Raw genomic sequence first — 19437 nt, forward strand, 5'->3', positions numbered from 1 at the left:
GAGAGCCGACCGGGATCGCGAAACAGACTTAAGCGGCGTCGACCAGCACCAGTTCGGAATCTTCGAGCGCCGTGATCTTCAGCGTGGCCTCGTCGCGGATGGCGGCGCCGTCACGAGCGTTGACGCGGACGCCGTTCACTTCGACGCTTCCGGCGGCAGGCACGAGATAGATATGCCGGGCCTTGTCGGCATCGTACTCGGCGGTCTCGCCGGCCTTCAGCGTGGTGCCGAGTACGCGTGCCTTGGCGCGGATCGGCAACGCGTCGCCGTCGTCTGCGAAGCCGCTCGCGAGCGTCACCATCTTGCCGGAGCGATCGGACTTCGGGAACGGCTTGGCGCCCCAGGTCGGCTGGCCGCCGTCGGTGGTCGGCTCGATCCAGATCTGGAAGATACGGGTCGTGGTCGGCTCGAGATTGTACTCGGAGTGGCGGATGCCGCTGCCCGCGCTCATCACCTGGACGTCGCCGGCCTCGGTGCGGCCCTTGTTGCCGAGGCTGTCCTGATGGGTGATCGCGCCCTCGCGGACATAGGTGATGATCTCCATGTTGCGATGGGGATGCGCGGGGAAGCCGGTGTTCGGTGCGATCTCGTCATCGTTCCAGACGCGCAGGGCGCCGTGGCCCATGTTGCTGGGGTCGTAGTAGCTCGCGAACGAGAAATGGTGCTTGGCCTTGAGCCAGCCGTGGTCGGCGCCGCCCAGCGCCGCAAAGGGCTTCAGTTCGATCATGGGTCTGCTCCTGTGGTTGCAACGGTCGGCCGGTGCCGCCGTGCCGTTGGGCATTGGAATAAGGCGGCGATCGGAGTATAGAAATAGAAACTATTGAAACCTATTGTTTCCAAAAGAGAGATTTGAAGGAATGGCGCGACTTCCGGATTTCGAGGCGATGGCGATCTTCGCCAAGGTCGTCGAGCTGCGCTCCTTCGCCGGCGCCGCGCAGGAGCTGAGCCTCTCCAAGGCCTCCGTCTCCAAGGCGGTGAGCCGGCTGGAGGAGCGTCTAGGCACGCGGCTGTTCAACCGCACCTCGCGGCGCCTGGCGCTGACGGATGCCGGTCAGCGGCTGTCCGAGCGCGCCGCGCAGCTGCTCGCCGATGGCGAGGCGGCGGAGACCGAGGCGCTCGCGCAGTCGCTGACGCCGCGCGGCCTGGTGCGCTTCGCGGTGCCGATGACGTTCGGCGTCAAGAAGATCGCGCCGCTGCTGCCGGCGTTCCTGGAGCAATATCCGGAGGTCTCGATCGACCTCCACATGAGCGACGCCACCGTCGATTTGATCGGCGAAGGTTTCGATCTCGCACTGCGCATCGCGCGGCTGCCGGACTCCTCGCTGCTCGCGCGCCGGCTCTGCGCCATGCCGCGCTACACGGTGGCGGCGCCGTCCTATCTGAAACGCCACGGCCGGCCGACGCACCCGATGCATCTCGCCGAGCACAAATGCTTCGGCTACGCCTATCTCTCCACGGCCGGCGTTTGGCACTACACCAATGCGGCCGGCGAGCAGGCCAGCGTGCGGCCGGCGGGACAGCTGCGCGTCAACAATGGCGAGGCGCTGTTGCCGGCGGTGCGCGCCGGGCTCGGCATCGCAGACCTGCCGGATTTCATCGTGGGCGACGCGATCGCGTCGGGCGAGGTCGAGGTGGTGCTGAAGGGCTGGAGCCAGCCGGAAGGCGCGATGCACCTGGTGATGCCGCCCGGCGGCCCGCGCCCCGCGCGGGTCGAAGTGCTGACGGAGTTTCTGGTGAAGGAGCTCGCGAAGGCGAAGAAGCGATGAGCGCGCCCGCCGATCTCAGCCGATCAGGACTGCACCTCGCAGACGTCGACCCATGCCGCTTCTGTCAACTCGGCCATGCGATCCGGCGTGATCTTCACCGCGCTGTGGGTCGAGCCCGCCGCGGGCACGACGATGTCGAAGGCCTTCAGCGACAGATCGCAATACACCGGCAGCGGCGACTTCAGCCCGAACGGGCAGACGCCGCCGACCTCGTGCCCCGTGATGTCGGCGACCTCGTCGAGACCCAGCATCTTCGGCTTGCCGCCGAACTGAGCCTTGACCTTCTTGTTGTCCATGCGGGCGTTCCCGGCAGCGACGATCAGGATGACGCGTTCGCCGACGCGCAACGACAGCGTCTTGGCGATGCGGGCCGGCTCCACGCCATAGGCTTCCGCCGCGAGCGCCACGGTTGCGGAGCTCTGGCTGGAGACGAGGACGTCGATGTCGGGGGCTTTTTCAGCGAAGAAGGCGCGGACGGATTCAAGGCTCATGCGTATTGACGATCTCAGGCAATTCGGAGAGCGAAGCAATACGATAATCGGGCGCAAAACCCAACTCGTCCATCTGGGTGCGCAGCGCCTTGAACATCGTGAGCGGGGACACGAGATCGGTCTTGTCGCAGGCCGCCGCCATGGCCTCGGGAGTGACGCGCTCGATCCAGGCAACGTTGAGGCCGAACGCCTTGGCGCCGCAGACGTCCCAGGGATTGGAGGACACGAACAGCACTTCGGCAGGTGCAAGTCCAAGTGTCTCCGCGATCAGCGTATACGCTTCGGGACTCGGCTTGAAGATCTTGTGGGCATCGACGCTGATGACCGCATCGAGCATAGCATCGAAGCCGCTGGCCTTCACCAGGCCGTCGAGCATCGCGGGGCTCCCGTTGGAGAGGATCGCGAGCCGGCGGTCCTTCATCGCGGCGAGCGCGGCGCGTGCATCAGGGTAGGGATCGAGATCGAGATATTTGGCGATGATGCGATCGCGTGTGATCGCATCGGCCTGCAGGCCGAGAACGCGCAGCGCATAGAGCAGCGACTCGCGGGTGACGACCGAAAAATCCTCGTAGCGCTGCATCAGCGAGCGCAGCCAGGTGTATTCGAGCTGCTTGATGCGCCAGATCTGGGTGATGATGTCGCCGTGGCCGGGAAAGGCCTGCTCGGTGACCGCCGCCACTGACTGGATATCGTACAGCGTGCCATAGGCGTCGAAGACGACAGCTTTGAACGGCATGGCGCTCACCTGACCACCTCGAACAGGCGCGATGACCGATGGGTCACCGCGCCTGCGTAGACTAGCACGATCCTTGCGGACCGGACGATCTCAGATCCCGAGCAGCCTGCGCGCGTTGGCCTTCAACACCTTCGGCCGGATCTCGTCGCGGATGTCGAGCTTGGCGAAATCGGCGAGCCAGCGGTCAGGGGTGATCACCGGCCAGTCCGAGCCGAACAGCATCTTGTCCTGCAGGATCGAGTTGATGTAGCGGACGAGGATCGGCGGGAAGTATTTCGGCGACCAGCCCGAGAGATCGATGTAGACGTTGGGCTTGTGGGTCGCCACCGACAGCGCCTCCTCCTGCCAGGGGAAGGAGGGATGGGCGAGGATGATCTTGAGATCGGGGAAATCGGCCGCGACGTCGTCCATGTACATCGGGTTCGAGTACTTCAGCCGCATCCCCATGCCCCCCGGCATGCCCGAGCCGACGCCGGTCTGGCCGGTGTGGAACAGCGCAATCGCGCCGCCGTCGTTGATCGCCTCGTACAGCGGATAGGCGAGGCGGTCGTTGGCGTAGAAGCCCTGCATGGTCGGGTGGAACTTGAAGCCGCGGACGCCATACTCCTCGATCAGCTTGCGCGCCTCGCGGACGCCGAGCTTGCCCTTGTGCGGATCGATGCTGACGAAGGGGATCAGCACATCGAGATGGTCTGAGGCGACCTCGAGCATCTCGTAATTGTTGTAGCGGCGGAAGCCGGTCTCGCGCTCGGCGTCGACCGGGAAGATCACCGCGGCGATGTTCTTCGAACGATAATAGGCGGCCGTCTCCGGCACCGTCGGCGGGTGCTTGTGCGGCGACTTGAAGTAGTCGGCCATCTGGGCCTGGAAATCGTCGTAGCCGTCATCTGCATGCATGCCGCAGGGCTCCTCGGCATGGGTATGGATGTCGATGGCGACGACGTCGTCGATCTTGGGCAGAGCGAGCTTGGGCATGGGCGTTCCCGGGGTTGGTTCTTGGCTTTGAGAAATTGATTATAGGATATAACGAATTTGGCAATCGCCAAGTTGGATCGGCGGGCTGCTGGCCGGCAGCTTCTGTTGAAGTCCGGCGCCGCCATGATTGACATCCGGCGGGCCGGTGGTTAGAAACCGGCCAATCCGGGCGGCTTGGTCGCTTGCGGAACTCCTTTTCTATTTGCCACCTCACTGTTTGCCACTTCCGGCCTGTCCAACACGGCCTTTCAACGTATCAGGATGTCCCATGAAGGTCCGTAACTCGCTGAAGTCGCTGCGTGGCCGCCACCGTGCCAACCGTCTGGTCCGCCGCAAGGGCCGCGTCTACGTGATCAACAAGGTCCAGCGCCGCTTCAAGGCCCGCCAGGGTTGATCGAACGAGGCTGATCCGGCCGCGGTCGCCAGTCCGCTCACAGGCGTTTGACGCGTGTGCTGCTTTGCAGGACGCGCGGACTGCGTCTACACTCGGCGGATGGCAAAGCGAACTTTCCAGGCGGTCCTGCTCGCCGCCGTCGTCATTTCCATACCGCACCTTGCGCAAGCGCAGGGCGAGCCGCGTGCGGCTCCCAAGCCGAAGCCGCCCGAGGCGCCCGCCAAGCTGCCCAAGGTCGGGGCCGACAAGACCAAGGGCCTCGATTTCCTGTTCGGCGCCCTGAAGGCCGCGCCGGACGATATCAGCGCCAAGCACGTCGAGGCGCGGATCTGGGCGATCTGGCTGCAGACTCCCAGCGATACCGTTGCCCTGCTGATGGCGCGCTCCAAGGCCGCGATGGACGCGAAGCAGAACGACGTCGCGCTCAAGCTGCTCGATTCGGTCATCAAGCTCCGGCCCGATTACGTCGAGGCCTGGAACCGTCGCGCGACGATCTATTACCTCCAGAACGATTACGGCCGCTCGCTGGCCGACATCCAGCAGGTCCTGCTCCGTGAGCCGCGGCACTTCGGCGCGCTCGCAGGTCTCGGCATGATCATGCAGGATCTCGGCGAGGAGAAGCGGGCGCTGGATGCGTTCCGCAAGGCGCTCGAGGTCAATCCGCATCTGGACAAGGTGCCGGAGCTGGTCAAGACGCTGACCGAAAAGGTCGAAGGCCGCGACATCTGACGCCGGACCTGCCGTTAACCATGTGCTGAGCGCCGCTCTTGCTGGCGGGACCGCGTAACCCCACGTGCCTCTTGATCGAGATTTGTCGGCAGGAGAGGCGCAATGACGCGTGCGGTGCTGGCGGCAGCGCTGGTGATCACGGCGGCCACGGCCGCGTGGGCCGAAGACATGTTCTGGGTGGTCGGCAACCGCGCCACCAATCGCTGCGAGATCGTGACCAGCAATCCGGTCGTCACCCCCACCATGGGCGACATCTGGTTCGCGTCCGGCCCCTTTAAGTCGCTGGACGACGCCAAGCTCGCGCGCTCCACGATCAACGCCTGCCCGAACAAGGACATCACAGCCGAGGACTGATCGTCGCCCGGTCGGATCGCTCAGTGGAACGCGGTGCTGCGGCGGTCCGGCAGGCCGTACTGGGCAGCCGCGGCATAAAGCTGCGCGATCTCGGCCTCGAGGTGCTCGTTGACCAGCAGCAGCGCCTTCAGCGCGCCACGGAGATCGCCATTGCAGCTCGCGACGATCTCGTCGATAGCCGTCTCGCTCGAACGAACACTCATCGGTAACCCCCTCCCAAAACACCAAACTAAACTCAGGGCCGGTCATCGTGCTCAGACCACGCAATGACCCGACCGGAAGTAATTCACGGCCATCAGCCGATTGCGAGGAAAAGTCCCGACCATGGTTATAAAATGGCCGACGACGCGGTGATGACAGGATTCCCGGGCGAAACGACGAGACAACGCGGCCGGATCTGCAACTCCCGCGGATCTGCACCGTAACTGTCACTGTGACAGGCAGAAAACTATCAATGATTTCAATGTTCTTGGTGGGCACTTTGGCGCTCCTGGCGGTGCTCACGCGCGCCGGTGTGGCGGTGCTCGAGCGCCGTTACCCGGCGCAAGGGCAGGCCATCAATGTCGAGGGTGCGACGATCAATCTTGTGGATATCGGGCCCCGCGACAGCGAAAAGCCGCCACTGTTGCTGCTCCACGGCGCCAGCTCGAACCTCGAGGCGATGCGCAGGCCGCTCGGCGACCTGCTCGCGCAGCGCCACCGGGTGCTGCTGGTCGACCGTCCCGGCCACGGCTGGAGCCCGCGTATCAGGCCCGAGGATTCCACGCCCGCCGCTCAGGCCCGCATGCTGGATGAGGCGCTGGCGCGGCTCGGGGTCGGCCAGGTCGTCCTGGTGGTGCATTCCTGGAGTGGCGCGCTCGGCCTGCGCATGGCGCTCGATTTCCCCGACCGGGTCGCGGGCCTCGTGATGCTGGCGCCGGTCGCGTATCCCTGGCGGGGCGGGGTCGGGCGCTACAACGAGGCCGTCACCACGCCGGTGGTCGGGCCATTGCTGGCGCATACGATCACGCTGCCGTTCGGTCTGGCGCTGATGGCGCCCGGCGCCCGCGGCGTGTTCGCGCCGCAGGCCATGCCGGACGATTTCGTCGACCGGACCGCGACGCCGCTGCTGCTGCGCCCGCGCGAGTTCATCGCCAATGCGCGCGATCTCGTCACCCTGAAGCAGGCCGTGATCGAGCAGGCGCCGCGCTATGGCGAGATCAAGGTTCCGGTCACGATCGTGGCGGGCGAGGCCGACCGGACGGTCTATACCGACATCCATGCCCGCCCGCTCGCCCAGGTCGTGCCGCACAGCCGGCTGATCGTGCTGCCCGAGCTCGGGCACATGGTCCAGAACGCGGTGCCGGAACTGGTGGCCGGCGAGGTCGACCGCATCGTCGCGGCCGTCGCCACGGCCGATGCCGTGGCGCCGTGATGCAAAAAAGCCCCGGCGGTCGGCCGGGGCTTTGCAGGCGAGCTGATGGGTCGGCCGGCGGCCGCTTACTGCTTCTGCTTGCCGTCCTTGTCGAACGACGACACATAGGCCCAGAGATTGTTGATCTCGGTCTCGTTCTTGATGCCGGCGAAGGTCATCTTGGTGCCGGGAATCTTGGCCTTCGGATCCTTGATGTATTCTTTGAAGACCGCCTCGTTCCAGGTAATGCCCGAATTCTTGTTGGCTTCCGAATAGTTGTAGTCCGGCGCGCTGCCCGACTTGCGGCCGTCGAGGCCGTTCAGCTCCGGGCCGACCTTGTTCTTCGCGCCCTCGCCGATCGAATGGCAGGGCAGGCACTTGTTGAAGGACGTCTTGCCGGCGGCCGCATCCTGCGCCAGCGCGGCAGACGCCAGCGACGACGAGGCGAGGATGACGAGCGCGCTCAAAGTCATTTTCTTCATGGATCAGGCTCTGTGGGTTACGAGACGAGTTTGCGCGCAGGTTGTGGCATGGCCTCAGGCGAGGCACAAGCGGGGATGCGCTGAGGCAAATCAGCATAATGGCTGAGCTTGTTGCTCTGCCGCAAACTTCGATGCGGATCCGCTGCCTATCCAAACGGTTTCCGTTGTGATTGATAGGCCGGGGCAAAATCGAGGCCGGAGGAACGCGATGGCGATCATGATGCCGGAGGCAGATCAAGCGGTGCTGGCGCGCCGTGGCGAGATCGTTGCTGCACTGCGAGCAATCGTGCCGGGCGAAGGCGTCATCGACAGCGCCGCCGAGATGCTGCCCTACGAGTCCGATGGCTTGATGGCCTATCGACAGCCGCCGATGGTCGTGGTGCTGCCGGAGACCACCGCGCAGGTGTCGCGGGTGCTGAAATATTGCCATGACCAGGGCATCAAGGTGGTTCCGCGCGGCTCGGGAACGTCGCTGTCCGGCGGCGCGCTGCCGCTGGCCGACGGCGTGCTGCTCGGCCTCGGCAAGTTCAAGCGCATCCGCGAGATCGATTTCGATAATCGCGTCGTCGTCACCGAGCCCGGCGTCACCAACCTCGCCATCAGCCAGGCGGTGGCGCACGCCGGCTTCTACTACGCGCCCGATCCGTCGTCGCAGATCGCCTGCTCGATCGGCGGCAATGTCGCGGAGAATTCCGGCGGCGTGCATTGCCTGAAATACGGCATGACCACCAACAACGTGCTCGGCTGCGAGATCGTGCTGATGACCGGCGAGGTGCTGCGTATCGGCGGCAAATGCGCCGAGAATGCCGGCTACGACCTGATGGGGCTGATCACCGGCTCGGAAGGCCTGCTCGGCGTCGTCACCGAGGTCACCGTGCGCATCCTGCAGAAGCCGGAGACGGCGCGCGCGCTGATGGTCGGCTTCGCCGAGGTCGAGGCCGCCGGCGAATGCGTCGCCCGCATCATCGGCGCCGGCATCATCCCCGGCGGCATGGAGATGATGGACAGGCCGGCGATCCATGCCGCCGAGGCCTTCGTCCATGCCGGCTATCCGCTCGACGTCGAGGCGCTGCTGATCATCGAGCTCGACGGCCCCGGCGTCGAGGTCGACGAGCTGATCGGCCGCGTCGAGGCGATCGCGAACGGTTGCGGCTCGACCACCTGCCGCATCTCGACCTCCGAGGCCGAGCGCAACCTGTTCTGGGCCGGCCGCAAGGCGGCTTTCCCCGCCGTCGGCCGCATCTCGCCGGACTATCTCTGCATGGACGGCACCATCCCGCGCGGCGCGCTGCCGAAGGCGCTCGCGCGCATCCGCGAGCTGTCGGAGAAGTACCAGCTCGGCTGCGCCAACGTGTTCCACGCCGGTGACGGCAATCTGCATCCGCTGATCCTCTACGATGCCAACAAGCCGGGCGAGATGGAGCGCGCCGAGGCGTTCGGCGCCGACATCCTGCGCTGCTGCGTCGAGCTCGGCGGCGTCCTGACCGGCGAGCACGGCGTCGGCATCGAGAAGCGCGACCTGATGCCGGAGATGTTTTCCGAGATCGACCTCAACCAGCAGCAGCGCGTGAAGTGCGCCTTCGACAGCCAGGGGCTGCTCAACCCCGGCAAGGTGTTTCCCACCTTGCACCGCTGCGCCGAGCTCGGGCGGATGCACGTCCATGGCGGCAAGCTGGCGTTTCCGGATCTGCCGCGGTTCTGAAAAGGGCGCGGGCGGGCAGGAGATTCTCATCTTTCGCCCGCGATCTCGCGAGCCTCACGCGCGCCAATCGTCGATCGCCTTGCGCCGCAACGCCGGTGCAGCGAGCGTTGACGCTCTCTCCCCACGTCATTCCGGGGCGCCCGCAGGGCGAGCCCGGAATCCATAACCACAGGCCGATGTGTGGGGCAGGCCGGCAGCTCCATCCCGCTCCAACAACATCGGCCTGTGGCTATGGATTCCGGGCTCATCGCTGCGCGATGCCCCGGAATGACGTGGAGAGAGCTGACCTCATCGCATCCACCTCCGTCCGCAGACGCACGTTCACATTCCCGCTGCGTGCTCCGCCCGAGTGATGCCATCGGCATCGCCCTTCGAACCAATCGAGAGGGCGCAGGGAATGCCGGGTGAAGGCCTCACCCATGGCCCGCCTGCGAAAAAAATGCAGGCGGCAGGTACCACAGGTTAAGCCGAACATCCGGCATTCCCTGCGCGGCGGTCTTAACGCTTATACGTGCTCGCCCCGGGGATCGGCGTTCTTGTCCCCGTCGCTGGCCCGCCCCGCAAGGGGCACGACCCGCTTGGCCTCAGCACCGGGAGGCCAGGCCCACACGATTTCACGTCCGCGTCGACATCGTTCGTCGGCATGACGCGAGGTCACGCTGCGACCCGACACGGCCACCGCATCCCCACCCCACGTATCGTGACGACCGCGCGTACGCCCCTCTCGGTGAGGCAGGATGGGTGAAGTTATACATGATTTCTGTAAAAGCGAAAGAATAAAATCCGGTCGTTCGGAAGAGACCCGCCGTTCTGCTTTGAAATAGCTTGCGAAATTAGATTTTCCGCGCGACGAATTTTGCTGCTGTCGGTCGTTCCTATGCAGTAGTCCCGAGCGTGTTGATTTGCTCGACGCCTAGAAGAGGAAGCCTTCTACGCCAATGTCTACGCGCCTAGGCCGAGCTGCGGAACGCAGCCTCCGCCGCATAGCGCTTGAAAGGATCAGCGGAGCTTATAGCCGACGGCGTTAAGCGCTCGCTTTTGATTAGCGGAAGTTGGGCCACGAAAACCATCAGGCAATAGCTTGAAGCCATAGCCCCTCGGCGGAGCCGACCCGATGTGGATGAATTTGCCGCTTAACATCTCCAAGTACTCTGGCCGACCGTCCCCAAACCACGACTCGTCAAGCGCTCTGAAGATTGCACTACCTGCACAGTCCGCAATCTGTAATCCGGGCTCGTCGCGGTTCTTCCGACCTACTATCGATCTGAGATCGACAAGGGGCCAATCGATCTGACCTCGGTTATTGAAATAGTTGCGGTCGTGGCGCTCGGTCTTGATCTTAAATAGATAGGCTCGCGTTTGCGAGTACGAGAACTCTTTCCTCAGCGAGAACGTAATCTCCATGCATCGAACTTCGCGGTATGCGGGGATTGTCCACCGCCGGCATTCAGCGCTGGCGCGTTCAAGGAGATAGCGAGTGAGATTATTGTAGAACCAGTTATATCGGCTCGGTCGGTATCTGCCTCGAAGAAATTCCAGATTTTTTGCCTCGCAGCGCAGATTTCGATATCCTCGCATATTGCGCTTGTTGGAGACAATGGCTACCAGTCCAAACTTGGCTTGTGACAAGCTGCGAAGCAGTACGAGTTTCTGATTTTCGTCTAGGTCTCTGAAGTGGACTTCGTCGCTCGCGGTCAAGCCGATTGCCTGTTTAGCTTTGTTGAACGACTCGATCAGTTCTCGATATTTTTCGGTCCGAACGAGTACGCCGCATAAGACAAAATATTCCGAAGCGCCGTTACGATCGGTTGGCCGGATTCGGTCGAGGCCCTCATCGCCAGCCTCGTCAATGAACAAATAGAAGCCGCAGCTCATGAATTGTCCAACCGCCGTTTGAGACTAAATTGGCTGACCGTCGGCCCCTCATCGCTATTAATTATCACGAGTCGAAAGGGGCTTCGCCGGCGGATGCATTGAAAACCCGAGGCCGTTACCAGCGATCATCCGATACTCGGTCCTAGAAAGTTCCGGCGTAAACGTCTGTGCCGTGGTGTCGAAAATGGCGCCGTTGCGCATCTCGCTGTGCTTAGGCCCACGGTGACAGTGCACTAAACTTGGCGGTTTCATCGAGCGGTGCCTTGCCGGTCTACGCCGAGTCTCGCGGGTCGTCATCGGCAATGAGCCCTTGAATGGCGGCGGTGAGAGGTGCCTCATCGCTGTCGAAGCTCGCAATCATCGCATGCAGAAAGGCATCCGGATCGAGGGCATCGAGGTCGATGGTGTGCCCGGCCTGATCTGCCAGCAGAAGAAAGAACGAGAGCTGCGTGCGGCCGTTGCCTTCCCTAAAGGCATGGATCACGTTGAGAGTTGCGAGAAACTCTGCCGATTTCCTGGCAAACTCCGTCGGCGAAAGGTCCTGCAGGAAGTTCTCGTTCTTAAGTTTCGTGAAAAGCCGCTTCGCCTCTCTCTCGATATTCTCGGGGAAGCAGAACGTGCTCTCGCCTTTTGAAATGCGGACGGTGCGCGGCTCTCCCGCCCAGTCGTAGACGTCTTGAAAGAGATGGCGGTGGACCGCCTTCAAATGCTCGAAATCAAGATCGCCGGCCGGGAGTTCCTCGTCGGCCCTTGCGTCACTGACCTCGGCCTCGAAAGCCGCGAGTTCCGCGGAGGCCCGGATGTCGAGCTTGTTCTTCAGGACGGTCGTGCCGGGATAGCAGTAGTCGTCGGCGACCGCGTCGTACATAGCGGCCTAAGCCTTGCGGTAGGCTTCGATGATCGACTTCCGGCGTTCCTCGGGGGAAAGGGCTTTACCCTTCAAAGACGAGGCTCCCTTCATCTTGGGAGAGTACTGGATTCCCTCAACGGCGCTGATCTTGCGAAACCGAGCGCTGCCGATCACGAAGCCACCGGCTTTGGTCTTCTTCGAAGAGGGTTTCTTTGGGGCCATGACGAAACACTAGCACAAGTAGGGCGATGTCGCACGACGAGAAAATAGGAGATCGGGGAGCGTGGCTGGAAGCCGTAAAGGAATGCCTTTGGTAAGCGATCTTCTCTCACAAAACGGAGGCCTTGCGACCTCAGCGCCCCGCGGCGTCTCTGCTCGATCGCTTCCGCCGCGGAGTACTGGATGCTCCGCCTGCGCGGAGCATGGCGGCATTGGGGGGCGAGAGTTCAACCCATCCAAGAGCGCGGTTCAGGTAAATGCTCGTTCAGATCAATCCGTACTGCATCCGCTCGCGCCGTGCCAGCAGCGGCAGGGCCTGTCCCGCAATATAGGTCTTGAAGTGGTCGCTCTCCTGGTGGGCCTTGAACGCGGCTTCGTCGCGGAACAGCTCGTAGAACAGGAACTGCGCCGGGTTGTCCTTGGCGCGTGAGATCAGGAACAGTTTTGCGCCGGGCTCACGCTGCGCCTCGGGAAGGAAGCGCGACAGGATCTCGGCGACGCGGTCGGCCTCGCCGTTCCTGGCCTCCCATTGCGCCACCACCAGCAGGCCGCCGCCGCTGACGGCCTCGTTCACGGTTTTCGTCTCGATGGCGTATCCGGTCATTGCGATCGTCCTCTCATTGAAGTCCTGCAAGGACATCGATACCTCGGTTCCTGCGATCAATCCTTCGATGGCGGACGAAGGATGGATGCGCACATGAGGGCGTAGGGCGGATGAGCCGAAGGCGTCATCCGCCGCGTGTCTCGGAAGGTTGGCGGGTTACGCTTCGCTAACCCGCCCTACGGCCGCGCCGGACACAGGTCTTGAAGACATCGCCGCATGCGCCCGTCCGCCACGCCCATCTCCTTGTCCAAGCACGATCTTTTCGTCGGACCGGGCTGCCCTTTTCGAAGATCATGCTCTAGAAGGAGTCCAACGCCGGTGGCCGCGCGTCGCGGTTGCTGGCATCATATCAACGAGCAAGGCGAGCAGTGGTGGACGCCCTGAAGGTACGGAACGCAGCCGATGTGGAGGAGGTGGTCCGCTCGGCGATCGCCAATGAGCAGCCGATCGAGGTGATCGGGCATGGCTCTAAGCGTGGGATCGGGCAGGTGACGGCCACCAATGCCGTGCTCGACCTGTCGGCGCTGAGCGCGGTGGTCTCCTACGAGCCGAACGAGCTGATCATCACGGCGCAGGCCGGCGCGCCGCTCGCCGACCTGCTGTCGCTGATCGATTCGAAGAGCCAGCAATTCGCGTTCGAGCCGATGGATACCGGGCCGCTGTTGGGGACGACGGGCCGGGGAACGCTGGGCGGGATGATCGCGGCGGGGCTGGCCGGGCCGCGGCGGGTCCGGGCCGGCGGGGTGCGCGACCATCTGCTCGGGGCGCATGCCGTCTCCGGCTTCGGCGAGAGCTTCAAGACCGGCGGCAAGGTGGTGAAGAACGTCACCGGCTACGATCTCTGCAAGCTGCTGGCGGGCTCCTGGGGCACGCTCGCGGTCATGACCGAGGCGACCCTGAAGGTGATGCCGCGGCCGGAGGCCGAACGCACGCTGGTGCTGCGCGGGCTCGACGACCTCAAGGCCAACCAGGCGATGACGGCGGCGCTCGGCTCGCCGTTCGACGTCTCCGGAGCCGCGCATCTGCCGGCCTCGACGCTGCGGCCGGAGGTCACGGGCTTGAGCCCGCTCGGCTCGCCGCGCGAGGCGGTCACGGTGATCCGGCTGGAGGGCATCACGGCCTCCGCGGCGCATCGGGCGACGTCGCTCGCCCGCCAGCTCGCCACCTTCGGTCCGGCTGAGATCATTGCGGACGACGCCTCGGCCGATGTCTGGAGCGCCATCCGCGACGTGCTGCCGTTCGCCGCCCATGGGCCGCTCGGCGCCTGGACGGTGTGGCGGATCGTCTGTCCGCCGGTGTCGGGCGGCGCGATCGGGCAGGCCCTGACGCGCCAGACCGGCGGCGAGGTGATCTACGACTGGGGCGGGGGCCTGATCTGGGCCGCGCTGCCGCCGCAGCCCGATGCGTCGGCGGGGCTGGTGCGCAAGCATGTCGAGGCCGCCGGCGGCCACGCGACCCTGCTGCGCGCGTGGGACGAGATGCGGCTCGCGGTCGACGTGTTCCACCCGCAGCCCTCAGGCGTCGCCGCGCTGGAGGAGCGGGTGCGCGTCTCCTTCGATCCCAAGACCATTCTCAACCGCGGGCGGATGCGTCGGAGCGTTGCGTCATGAAGACCGAGTTCACCCTGGCGCAGCTCGCCGATCCCGACATCGCGGTCGCCGACAAGATCCTGCGCGCCTGCGTGCATTGCGGCTTCTGCACCGCGACCTGTCCGACCTACGTGCTGCTCGGCGACGAGCTCGACAGCCCGCGCGGCCGGATCTACCTGATCAAGCAGATGCTGGAGAAGGACCAGGCGCCGACGGCCGACGTGGTCAAGCATATCGACCGCTGCCTGTCGTGCCTGTCCTGCATGACGACCTGCCCGTCGGGCGTGCACTACATGCATCTGGTCGATCAGGCGCGGGTGCGAATCGAGCAGCGCTACGAGCGCCCGCTGACCGACCGGTGGCTGCGCGCCGCGCTCGCCTATGTGCTGCCGCGGCCGCGCGAGTTTCGGCTGGCGATGACCCTGGCGCGGCTCGGCCGGCCGTTCAAGGCGTTGCTGCCGGCATCCTCCGCCTCGCGCGCACCTGCGCCCAGCCTGCTGCGGCGCGTCAGGGCGATGCTCGATCTGGCGCCCGCCGCCGCGCTGCCGCCGCCGGGGCCGGCTGATGGCAGCGTGTTTGCCGCGCAGGGCGCGCGGCGCGGCCGCGTCGCGCTGCTGCAGGGCTGCGCACAGGCGGCCCTGGCGCCGCGCATCAACCAGGCTGCGATCAACGTCCTGACCCGGCACGGCATCGAGGTCGTCTTGGTCAAGGACGAGCAATGCTGCGGTGCGCTGACCCATCACATGGGGCAGGATTCCGACGCGCTGGCGCGGGCGCGCGGCAATGTCGACGCCTGGACCGCGGAGGCGAAGCGTGGCGGTCTCGACGCCATCCTGGTGACGACCTCGGGCTGCGGCACCGTCATCAAGGACTACGGACACATGCTGCGCGAAGACCCGCGATATGCAGCGCCCGCGGCCGCCGTGTCGGCGATCGCGAAGGACATCACCGAGTATCTCGCCGGTCTCGATCTGGCCCCTGCAACTCAGCATGACGACGTCGTCGTGGCCTATCACTCGGCCTGCTCGCTGCAACATGGGCAGAAAATCACGAGCATTCCGAAAGAATTGCTTTCCAAGTCCGGATTCGTGGTGAAAGATATACCGGAGAGTCATTTGTGTTGCGGTTCGGCGGGGACCTACAACATTCTCCAGCCTGACATCGCGATGAAGCTGCGCGATCGCAAGGTCGCCAACATCGCGACCGTCAAGCCGAATGTGATCGCGGCAGGCAATATCGGCTGCATGATGCAGATTGCCAGCGGCACCTCCGTCCCCGTCGTGCACACCGTTGAGCTTCTCGACTGGGCGACGGGCGGTCCGCGGCCAGGAATGATTTGACGGATGGGCGCGCGCTGATGGCCGGCCCGTCCCGCCGGACGAGCTGATCGAACGGCGGCAACTGGAGGGTTTCTGATGGCGAAGGACAAGAAGGCGAAGAAGGACAAGAAAGAAAAGAAGAAGCTGATGGCGCAGGCCAAGGCCGCCAAGAAGGCGACGAAGACGTCCGCCAAGAAGGCGACGAAGACGTCCGCCAAGAAGGCTGCAAAGAAGTCGGCGAAAAAGGCCGCCAAGAAGGCTGCCAAGAAAACTGTCAAGGCGCCGGCCAAGAAGGCGAAGAAGACCGTGAAGGCGGCCAAGGCGCCGGCCAAGAAGGCTCCCGCCAAGAAGGCCAAGGCGTCGGCTGCGAAGGCTCCGGCTGCGCCGAAGAAGAAGGCCGCCAAGAAGCGGGCTCCCAAGATGGCTCCGCTGGTCGAGACCCCCGAAATGCACGAGACCGAATCGGCTGCTGAGACCAGCTGGGCGATGCCGAGCGCGGCGCCCGAGGAGCACGAGGACGGCGAGGGCACGGCGTCCAGCAACTGATCCTTCCGGACCGGATCATTCTCAGGGCCGGACGAATTCACATCGGGAGGCCGCGGCGGCTGCGCTGCGGCCTTTTCGTTTGCCAGCGTCCGTTGTCTGCGTTGGCTGCCCCTTGTTGTCGATGGACCTGTTTGTCCGAATGGTCGTCCCCGCAGATCTACGGCCGGGCGAATCCGACTCCGGTGCGCTGCGCCGTTTTGCTTGCGGCACCGCGTTTCCAGCGGGCCGGCACAATCGATTGTGCGTCCTAGCGTGCTTTCGGACACGGAGATTTGTTGTTCAAATGCAACACGCGCCGACTACCTGCCGTAGAAATGTCAAATCGCCCAAAAAGGCGGCAGATGCCGCGCTTTTTTGCTTCACGTGTGGCGGGACCCTGGCACAAATTGCGTCTGGATGACGCAGCCGGTCTTGTTTGCGCCCTGGGGGGCCAAGGTGGGGCAGGCTTTTTTCGAAATAGGGTGATGGGGATCGTCATGAAAAAGTGGGCTTTGCTGGCAACGGCGCTGGCAATGGTTTCGGGATCGGCTTCGGCGGCGGACATGGCGGTCAAGGCCTATAAGGCTCCGCCTCCGGTCGCGTTCGAGCCGTGGGACATCGCGTTCGGCGCGGCGATCATGAACGACTACGTGTTCCGCGGCGTCACCCAGTCGAACCACAAGGCGTCGGTCGCCGCCTATTTCGAGCCGCGCTACAACGTCAACAAGGACCTGCAGCTCTACGTCGGCGTCGCCGGCGAGAGCATCTCGTTCGCGAACCGCGCTGCTGCCGAGATCGACATCTACGGCGGTATCCGCCCGACCTTCGGCGCGTTCGCCTTCGACATCGGCGTCTGGGGCTATCTGTATCCGGGCGGCACCTGCTACTACGGCGGCGGCGCCGTGACGGATTTCGCGGGTCAGGCGCTGAGCGCCGAGTGTCAGGCCAACACGCTGACCAACCTGAACGTGATGAAGAAGGACGTCTCGTTCTTCGAAGTCTACGGCAAGATGAACTACACCGTGAACGACATGTGGACGTTCGGCGTCACCGAGTTCTACTCGCCGAACTTCCTGAACACCGGCGCCTGGGGCAACTACGCCTCGGTCACCGGCAAGTTCACCGCCCCGAGCACGACCTTCGGCTCCAGCGGCGTCGGCATGTACGTGTCGGGTGAGTTCGGCCGTCAGTGGTTCGGCACGTCGGACTCCTTCTACGGCGTTCCCGCCTTCCCGAACGGCATCAAGTATGCCGACTACAACACCTGGAACATCGGCGTCGGCTTCACCTACAAGGTGTTCACGCTGGACCTGCGCTACTCCGACACCGACATGTCGAAGGGTGATTGCAACGCCTTCACCAGCGACTTCACCGCCAGCGGCACCACCAACGTCACGCCGATCAACCCGGCTGGCCTGGGCTCGAAGTGGTGCGGTGCGACCGGCATCGCCAAGCTCTCGGTCGACCTGACGGCGATGAGCAATCTGAAGTAATCACCCGCCAAGGCGGATCGGACTGATCACGAAGGGCGGCAGAGCAATCTGCCGCCCTTCTGCTTTTTGGTGACGGGGGCCGGCTGTCGCTCGGACGTCTTGCCGCCTTTCCTGGTCGCCTTGCGTGGGCACCGCGGCGCGCGCGCCTCAGCTGCCTCCACCCGCGGTCGCGTCGGCCGCCTGTCCGGCTTGCCGCAGCGAGAACCGGTCGCCGTCGCGAATCAGCTCGACCTTGCGGTCGTGGAAATCGTGCAGGGTCGAGCGGTGGCCGATCGAGACGACGGTGGTCTGCGGCAGCCGCTCGGCGATGACCCGATAGAGCCGGGCTTCGCTCGGCTCGTCCAATGAGGCCGTGGCCTCGTCGAGGAACAGATATTGCGGCGCATGCAGCAGCGCGCGGGCGATGCCGAGCCGCTGCTGCTCGCCGAGCGACAGCATCCGGTTCCAGTGCTGGTCCTCGTCCAGCCGGTCCGCCAGTTGCGGCAGGCCGACGGCCACCAGCGCCTCCTTGACCTGCTCGGCACTGAACGCATCGGCGGCCGCGGGATAGACGATCGCCGCCTTGAGCGCACCGATCGGGAAGTACGGCCGCTGCGGCAGCATCATCAGCTTGGCATGCGCGGGCACGCTGATGGCGCCGCTGCCGAACGGCCAGATCCCGGCGATGGCGCGGAACAGCGTCGACTTGCCGGCGCCGGACGGCCCGGTCAGCAGCGTGCGCTCGCTGCTCTCGAGGCTGAAGTCGTCGGCCGCGATCAGCGGCAGACCGTTGGGCAGCTTCAGCAGCAACTGGGCGAGCTCGATGCTGTCGCCGGCATGGCTGGCGACATCGATCGTCTGCGGCTCGGCCGAGAGCTTGGCGGCGCTCTCGATGGACATGTCGAAGCCGTCGAGGCGGGCGACGGTCGAGCGCCAGTCGGCGAGCGTCCGATAGGTCGTCACGAAGAACGACAGCGCGCCCTGCACGGTCGAGAAGGCGGACGCCGTCTGCATGATGCCGCCCATCTGGATCGACTTCGCGAAGTAGGCAGGCGCAACCAGCACATAGGGAAAGATCACGGCCGCCTGCGAATAGCCCGCCGTGAAGGCCGTCAGCCGCTTGGTCCGGCTCATGATCTGGTACCAGTTCTGGACGACCCGGCCGAAGCGGGTGCCGAGCTGACCTTGCTCGGCGCCTTCCCCGCGCAGCAGCGCGATCTGCTCGGAGCTTTCGCGCACCCGCACCAGGTTGAAGCGGAAGTCGGCCTCGTAGCGCTGCTGCTCGAAGTTGAGATTGACGAGCGGCGATCCGATCCAATGCGTCAGGAGGGTCCCGAAGATCGCATAGATCAGCGCGATCCATACCAGGTAGCCGGGGATCGCGATGTTGGTGCCGAACAGCTGCAGCGGGGCATCGGTCGACAGCCCCCAGAGCACCACCATGAACGATGCGAGCGAGACGACCGAGCTGAGCAGGCCGATGGTGATGTTCAGCGTCTTGTCGACGAACAGCTGCACGTCGTCGGCGATGCGCTGGTCCGGGTTGTCGGCGATGTCGCCCTTGAGCTGCATGCGATAGTGCGTGGCGTTGTCCAGCCAGCGGCGCAGGTAGACGTCGGTCATCCACCGCCGCCAGCGGATCTGCAGCCATTGATTGAGATAGAGCTGGTAGACGGCCAGGATGATGAAGATGGTCGCCAGTACGGCGAACACGCCGATTTCCCAGATGAAGCTGTTCCAATCATACTGCTGCAGCGCGTTGAAGAACCTGTTCTGCCACTGGTTCACCAGCACCTGGATCGCAACCAGCGACAGTTCGATCGCAATGACGGCGGCGAGAAGGATGCGGCCGGCGACCTTGTCTTCGGAGCGGAAGTAGGGAATGGCGATCCGCCAGACGGTGGCAACGGTCGAGCGCAGATTGTTCACAGACGGGCTGCTCCTGAGAAAAGGTCTTAACAG

Annotated in this window: 21 protein-coding genes; 10 read left to right on the forward strand and 11 right to left on the reverse strand. The window is 64.4% G+C overall.

Annotated features, from left to right (window positions below):
• Window positions 1-28: 28 nt before the first annotated feature.
• Complete coding sequence (locus ACQR1H_RS05540) at window positions 29-727, reverse strand: pirin family protein (protein WP_434886205.1); 699 nt, start codon at window positions 725-727, stop codon at window positions 29-31.
• 130 nt (window positions 728-857) lie between these two features.
• Between ACQR1H_RS05540 and ACQR1H_RS05545 the strand changes: the two genes are divergently transcribed.
• Entirely contained in the window at window positions 858-1766 is a 909-nt protein-coding gene (locus ACQR1H_RS05545; RefSeq protein ID WP_315801882.1) for a LysR family transcriptional regulator, read from the forward strand.
• A 23-nt stretch (window positions 1767-1789) separates the two neighbouring features.
• On the opposite strand, the gene ACQR1H_RS05550 is transcribed toward ACQR1H_RS05545, so the two are convergent.
• From ACQR1H_RS05550 to ACQR1H_RS05560, 3 genes are all read right to left on the reverse strand, one after another.
• Entirely contained in the window at window positions 1790-2257 is a 468-nt protein-coding gene (locus ACQR1H_RS05550) for a YbaK/EbsC family protein (RefSeq protein ID WP_316179519.1), read from the reverse strand.
• Window positions 2247-2993, reverse strand: a complete 747-nt coding sequence (locus ACQR1H_RS05555) for a haloacid dehalogenase type II (protein ID WP_434907254.1) — start codon at window positions 2991-2993, stop codon at window positions 2247-2249. Before ACQR1H_RS05555 ends, ACQR1H_RS05550 begins: the two co-directional genes overlap by 11 nt.
• A gap of 90 nt (window positions 2994-3083) precedes the next feature.
• Complete coding sequence (locus ACQR1H_RS05560; RefSeq protein ID WP_315801885.1) at window positions 3084-3968, reverse strand: amidohydrolase family protein; 885 nt, start codon at window positions 3966-3968, stop codon at window positions 3084-3086.
• A 268-nt stretch (window positions 3969-4236) separates the two neighbouring features.
• Here ACQR1H_RS05560 and ykgO point away from each other — a divergent pair, with 268 nt between their 5' ends.
• The 3 genes from ykgO (at window position 4237) to ACQR1H_RS05575 (ending at window position 5445) form a co-directional block, all read left to right on the forward strand.
• Window positions 4237-4362 carry a type B 50S ribosomal protein L36 gene (gene ykgO / locus ACQR1H_RS05565; protein ID WP_006611362.1) on the forward strand — a complete coding sequence of 42 codons (126 nt, stop codon included), beginning with the start codon at window positions 4237-4239 and terminating at the stop codon, window positions 4360-4362.
• A gap of 99 nt (window positions 4363-4461) precedes the next feature.
• Window positions 4462-5091 carry a tetratricopeptide repeat protein gene (locus ACQR1H_RS05570; RefSeq protein WP_434907255.1) on the forward strand — a complete coding sequence of 210 codons (630 nt, stop codon included), beginning with the start codon at window positions 4462-4464 and terminating at the stop codon, window positions 5089-5091.
• Between the two features lie 102 nt (window positions 5092-5193).
• Window positions 5194-5445 (forward strand): hypothetical protein, encoded by a 252-nt coding sequence (locus tag ACQR1H_RS05575; protein WP_315801887.1) that lies wholly within the window; start codon window positions 5194-5196, stop codon window positions 5443-5445.
• A gap of 20 nt (window positions 5446-5465) precedes the next feature.
• Here the strand turns inward: ACQR1H_RS05575 and ACQR1H_RS05580 are convergent, their stop codons facing one another.
• Entirely contained in the window at window positions 5466-5648 is a 183-nt protein-coding gene (locus ACQR1H_RS05580) for a hypothetical protein (protein WP_015669379.1), read from the reverse strand.
• Between the two features lie 251 nt (window positions 5649-5899).
• Between ACQR1H_RS05580 and ACQR1H_RS05585 the strand changes: the two genes are divergently transcribed.
• Complete coding sequence (locus ACQR1H_RS05585; RefSeq protein ID WP_434907256.1) at window positions 5900-6859, forward strand: alpha/beta fold hydrolase; 960 nt, start codon at window positions 5900-5902, stop codon at window positions 6857-6859.
• 65 nt (window positions 6860-6924) lie between these two features.
• Here the strand turns inward: ACQR1H_RS05585 and cycA are convergent, their stop codons facing one another.
• Entirely contained in the window at window positions 6925-7320 is a 396-nt protein-coding gene (gene cycA, locus ACQR1H_RS05590) for a cytochrome c-550 CycA (protein WP_315801889.1), read from the reverse strand.
• Window positions 7321-7528: 208 nt separating this feature from the next.
• Between cycA and ACQR1H_RS05595 the strand changes: the two genes are divergently transcribed.
• Window positions 7529-9022: an FAD-linked oxidase C-terminal domain-containing protein gene (locus ACQR1H_RS05595; RefSeq protein ID WP_434907257.1), complete on the forward strand. Its 1494-nt coding sequence runs from the start codon at window positions 7529-7531 to the stop codon at window positions 9020-9022.
• A 999-nt stretch (window positions 9023-10021) separates the two neighbouring features.
• Here the strand turns inward: ACQR1H_RS05595 and ACQR1H_RS05600 are convergent.
• The 4 genes from ACQR1H_RS05600 to ACQR1H_RS05615 all read right to left on the reverse strand — a co-directional run bounded on the left by ACQR1H_RS05600 (window position 10022) and on the right by ACQR1H_RS05615 (window position 12570).
• Entirely contained in the window at window positions 10022-10897 is an 876-nt protein-coding gene (locus ACQR1H_RS05600) for a DUF3800 domain-containing protein (RefSeq protein WP_434907258.1), read from the reverse strand.
• Window positions 10898-11168: 271 nt separating this feature from the next.
• Complete coding sequence (locus tag ACQR1H_RS05605; RefSeq protein WP_434907259.1) at window positions 11169-11765, reverse strand: Fic/DOC family protein; 597 nt, start codon at window positions 11763-11765, stop codon at window positions 11169-11171.
• A 6-nt stretch (window positions 11766-11771) separates the two neighbouring features.
• On the reverse strand, window positions 11772-11969 hold the full coding sequence (locus ACQR1H_RS05610) for a hypothetical protein (RefSeq protein ID WP_434907260.1): 198 nt from the start codon (window positions 11967-11969) through the stop codon (window positions 11772-11774).
• 262 nt (window positions 11970-12231) lie between these two features.
• Complete coding sequence (locus tag ACQR1H_RS05615; protein WP_434907261.1) at window positions 12232-12570, reverse strand: putative quinol monooxygenase; 339 nt, start codon at window positions 12568-12570, stop codon at window positions 12232-12234.
• A 371-nt stretch (window positions 12571-12941) separates the two neighbouring features.
• Between ACQR1H_RS05615 and ACQR1H_RS05620 the strand changes: the two genes are divergently transcribed.
• From ACQR1H_RS05620 to ACQR1H_RS05635, 4 genes are all read left to right on the forward strand, one after another.
• Window positions 12942-14180 (forward strand): FAD-binding protein, encoded by a 1239-nt coding sequence (locus ACQR1H_RS05620; RefSeq protein ID WP_434907262.1) that lies wholly within the window; start codon window positions 12942-12944, stop codon window positions 14178-14180.
• Window positions 14177-15499: a glycolate oxidase subunit GlcF gene (gene glcF / locus ACQR1H_RS05625; RefSeq protein ID WP_316217139.1), complete on the forward strand. Its 1323-nt coding sequence runs from the start codon at window positions 14177-14179 to the stop codon at window positions 15497-15499. The genes ACQR1H_RS05620 and glcF overlap by 4 nt, the downstream gene beginning before the upstream one ends.
• A gap of 75 nt (window positions 15500-15574) precedes the next feature.
• Window positions 15575-16024: a hypothetical protein gene (locus ACQR1H_RS05630; protein ID WP_434907263.1), complete on the forward strand. Its 450-nt coding sequence runs from the start codon at window positions 15575-15577 to the stop codon at window positions 16022-16024.
• Window positions 16025-16500: 476 nt separating this feature from the next.
• The gene (locus ACQR1H_RS05635; RefSeq protein WP_316179491.1) at window positions 16501-17496 is read left to right on the forward strand and encodes a TorF family putative porin; all 996 of its coding nucleotides are present in this window, start codon (window positions 16501-16503) and stop codon (window positions 17494-17496) included.
• A 147-nt stretch (window positions 17497-17643) separates the two neighbouring features.
• On the opposite strand, the gene ACQR1H_RS05640 is transcribed toward ACQR1H_RS05635, so the two are convergent.
• A complete protein-coding gene (locus ACQR1H_RS05640) occupies window positions 17644-19404 on the reverse strand; it encodes an ABC transporter ATP-binding protein/permease (protein WP_316236836.1) in 1761 nt (586 codons plus the stop codon).
• Between the last annotated feature and the right edge of the window lie 33 nt (window positions 19405-19437).

Origin of the sequence: Bradyrhizobium sp. HKCCYLRH2015 (assembly GCF_051168215.1) — a bacterium.
In the GTDB taxonomy this organism is placed as follows: Bacteria; Pseudomonadota; Alphaproteobacteria; order Rhizobiales; family Xanthobacteraceae; genus Bradyrhizobium.

Bases quoted from the DNA above. Each gene is read 5' to 3' on its own strand.
- ACQR1H_RS05540 (WP_434886205.1), bottom strand. From the start codon at position 727: ATGATCGAACTGAAGCCCTTTGCGGCGCTGGGCGGCGCCGACCACGGC.
- ACQR1H_RS05545 (WP_315801882.1), top strand. From the start codon at position 858: ATGGCGCGACTTCCGGATTTCGAGGCGATGGCGATCTTCGCCAAGGTC.
- ACQR1H_RS05550 (WP_316179519.1), bottom strand. From the start codon at position 2,257: ATGAGCCTTGAATCCGTCCGCGCCTTCTTCGCTGAAAAAGCCCCCGAC.
- ACQR1H_RS05555 (WP_434907254.1), bottom strand. From the start codon at position 2,993: ATGCCGTTCAAAGCTGTCGTCTTCGACGCCTATGGCACGCTGTACGAT.
- ACQR1H_RS05560 (WP_315801885.1), bottom strand. From the start codon at position 3,968: ATGCCCAAGCTCGCTCTGCCCAAGATCGACGACGTCGTCGCCATCGAC.
- ykgO (WP_006611362.1), top strand. From the start codon at position 4,237: ATGAAGGTCCGTAACTCGCTGAAGTCGCTGCGTGGCCGCCACCGTGCC.
- ACQR1H_RS05570 (WP_434907255.1), top strand. From the start codon at position 4,462: ATGGCAAAGCGAACTTTCCAGGCGGTCCTGCTCGCCGCCGTCGTCATT.
- ACQR1H_RS05575 (WP_315801887.1), top strand. From the start codon at position 5,194: ATGACGCGTGCGGTGCTGGCGGCAGCGCTGGTGATCACGGCGGCCACG.
- ACQR1H_RS05580 (WP_015669379.1), bottom strand. From the start codon at position 5,648: ATGAGTGTTCGTTCGAGCGAGACGGCTATCGACGAGATCGTCGCGAGC.
- ACQR1H_RS05585 (WP_434907256.1), top strand. From the start codon at position 5,900: ATGATTTCAATGTTCTTGGTGGGCACTTTGGCGCTCCTGGCGGTGCTC.
- cycA (WP_315801889.1), bottom strand. From the start codon at position 7,320: ATGAAGAAAATGACTTTGAGCGCGCTCGTCATCCTCGCCTCGTCGTCG.
- ACQR1H_RS05595 (WP_434907257.1), top strand. From the start codon at position 7,529: ATGGCGATCATGATGCCGGAGGCAGATCAAGCGGTGCTGGCGCGCCGT.
- ACQR1H_RS05600 (WP_434907258.1), bottom strand. From the start codon at position 10,897: ATGAGCTGCGGCTTCTATTTGTTCATTGACGAGGCTGGCGATGAGGGC.
- ACQR1H_RS05605 (WP_434907259.1), bottom strand. From the start codon at position 11,765: ATGTACGACGCGGTCGCCGACGACTACTGCTATCCCGGCACGACCGTC.
- ACQR1H_RS05610 (WP_434907260.1), bottom strand. From the start codon at position 11,969: ATGGCCCCAAAGAAACCCTCTTCGAAGAAGACCAAAGCCGGTGGCTTC.
- ACQR1H_RS05615 (WP_434907261.1), bottom strand. From the start codon at position 12,570: ATGACCGGATACGCCATCGAGACGAAAACCGTGAACGAGGCCGTCAGC.
- glcF (WP_316217139.1), top strand. From the start codon at position 14,177: ATGAAGACCGAGTTCACCCTGGCGCAGCTCGCCGATCCCGACATCGCG.
- ACQR1H_RS05630 (WP_434907263.1), top strand. From the start codon at position 15,575: ATGGCGAAGGACAAGAAGGCGAAGAAGGACAAGAAAGAAAAGAAGAAG.
- ACQR1H_RS05635 (WP_316179491.1), top strand. From the start codon at position 16,501: ATGAAAAAGTGGGCTTTGCTGGCAACGGCGCTGGCAATGGTTTCGGGA.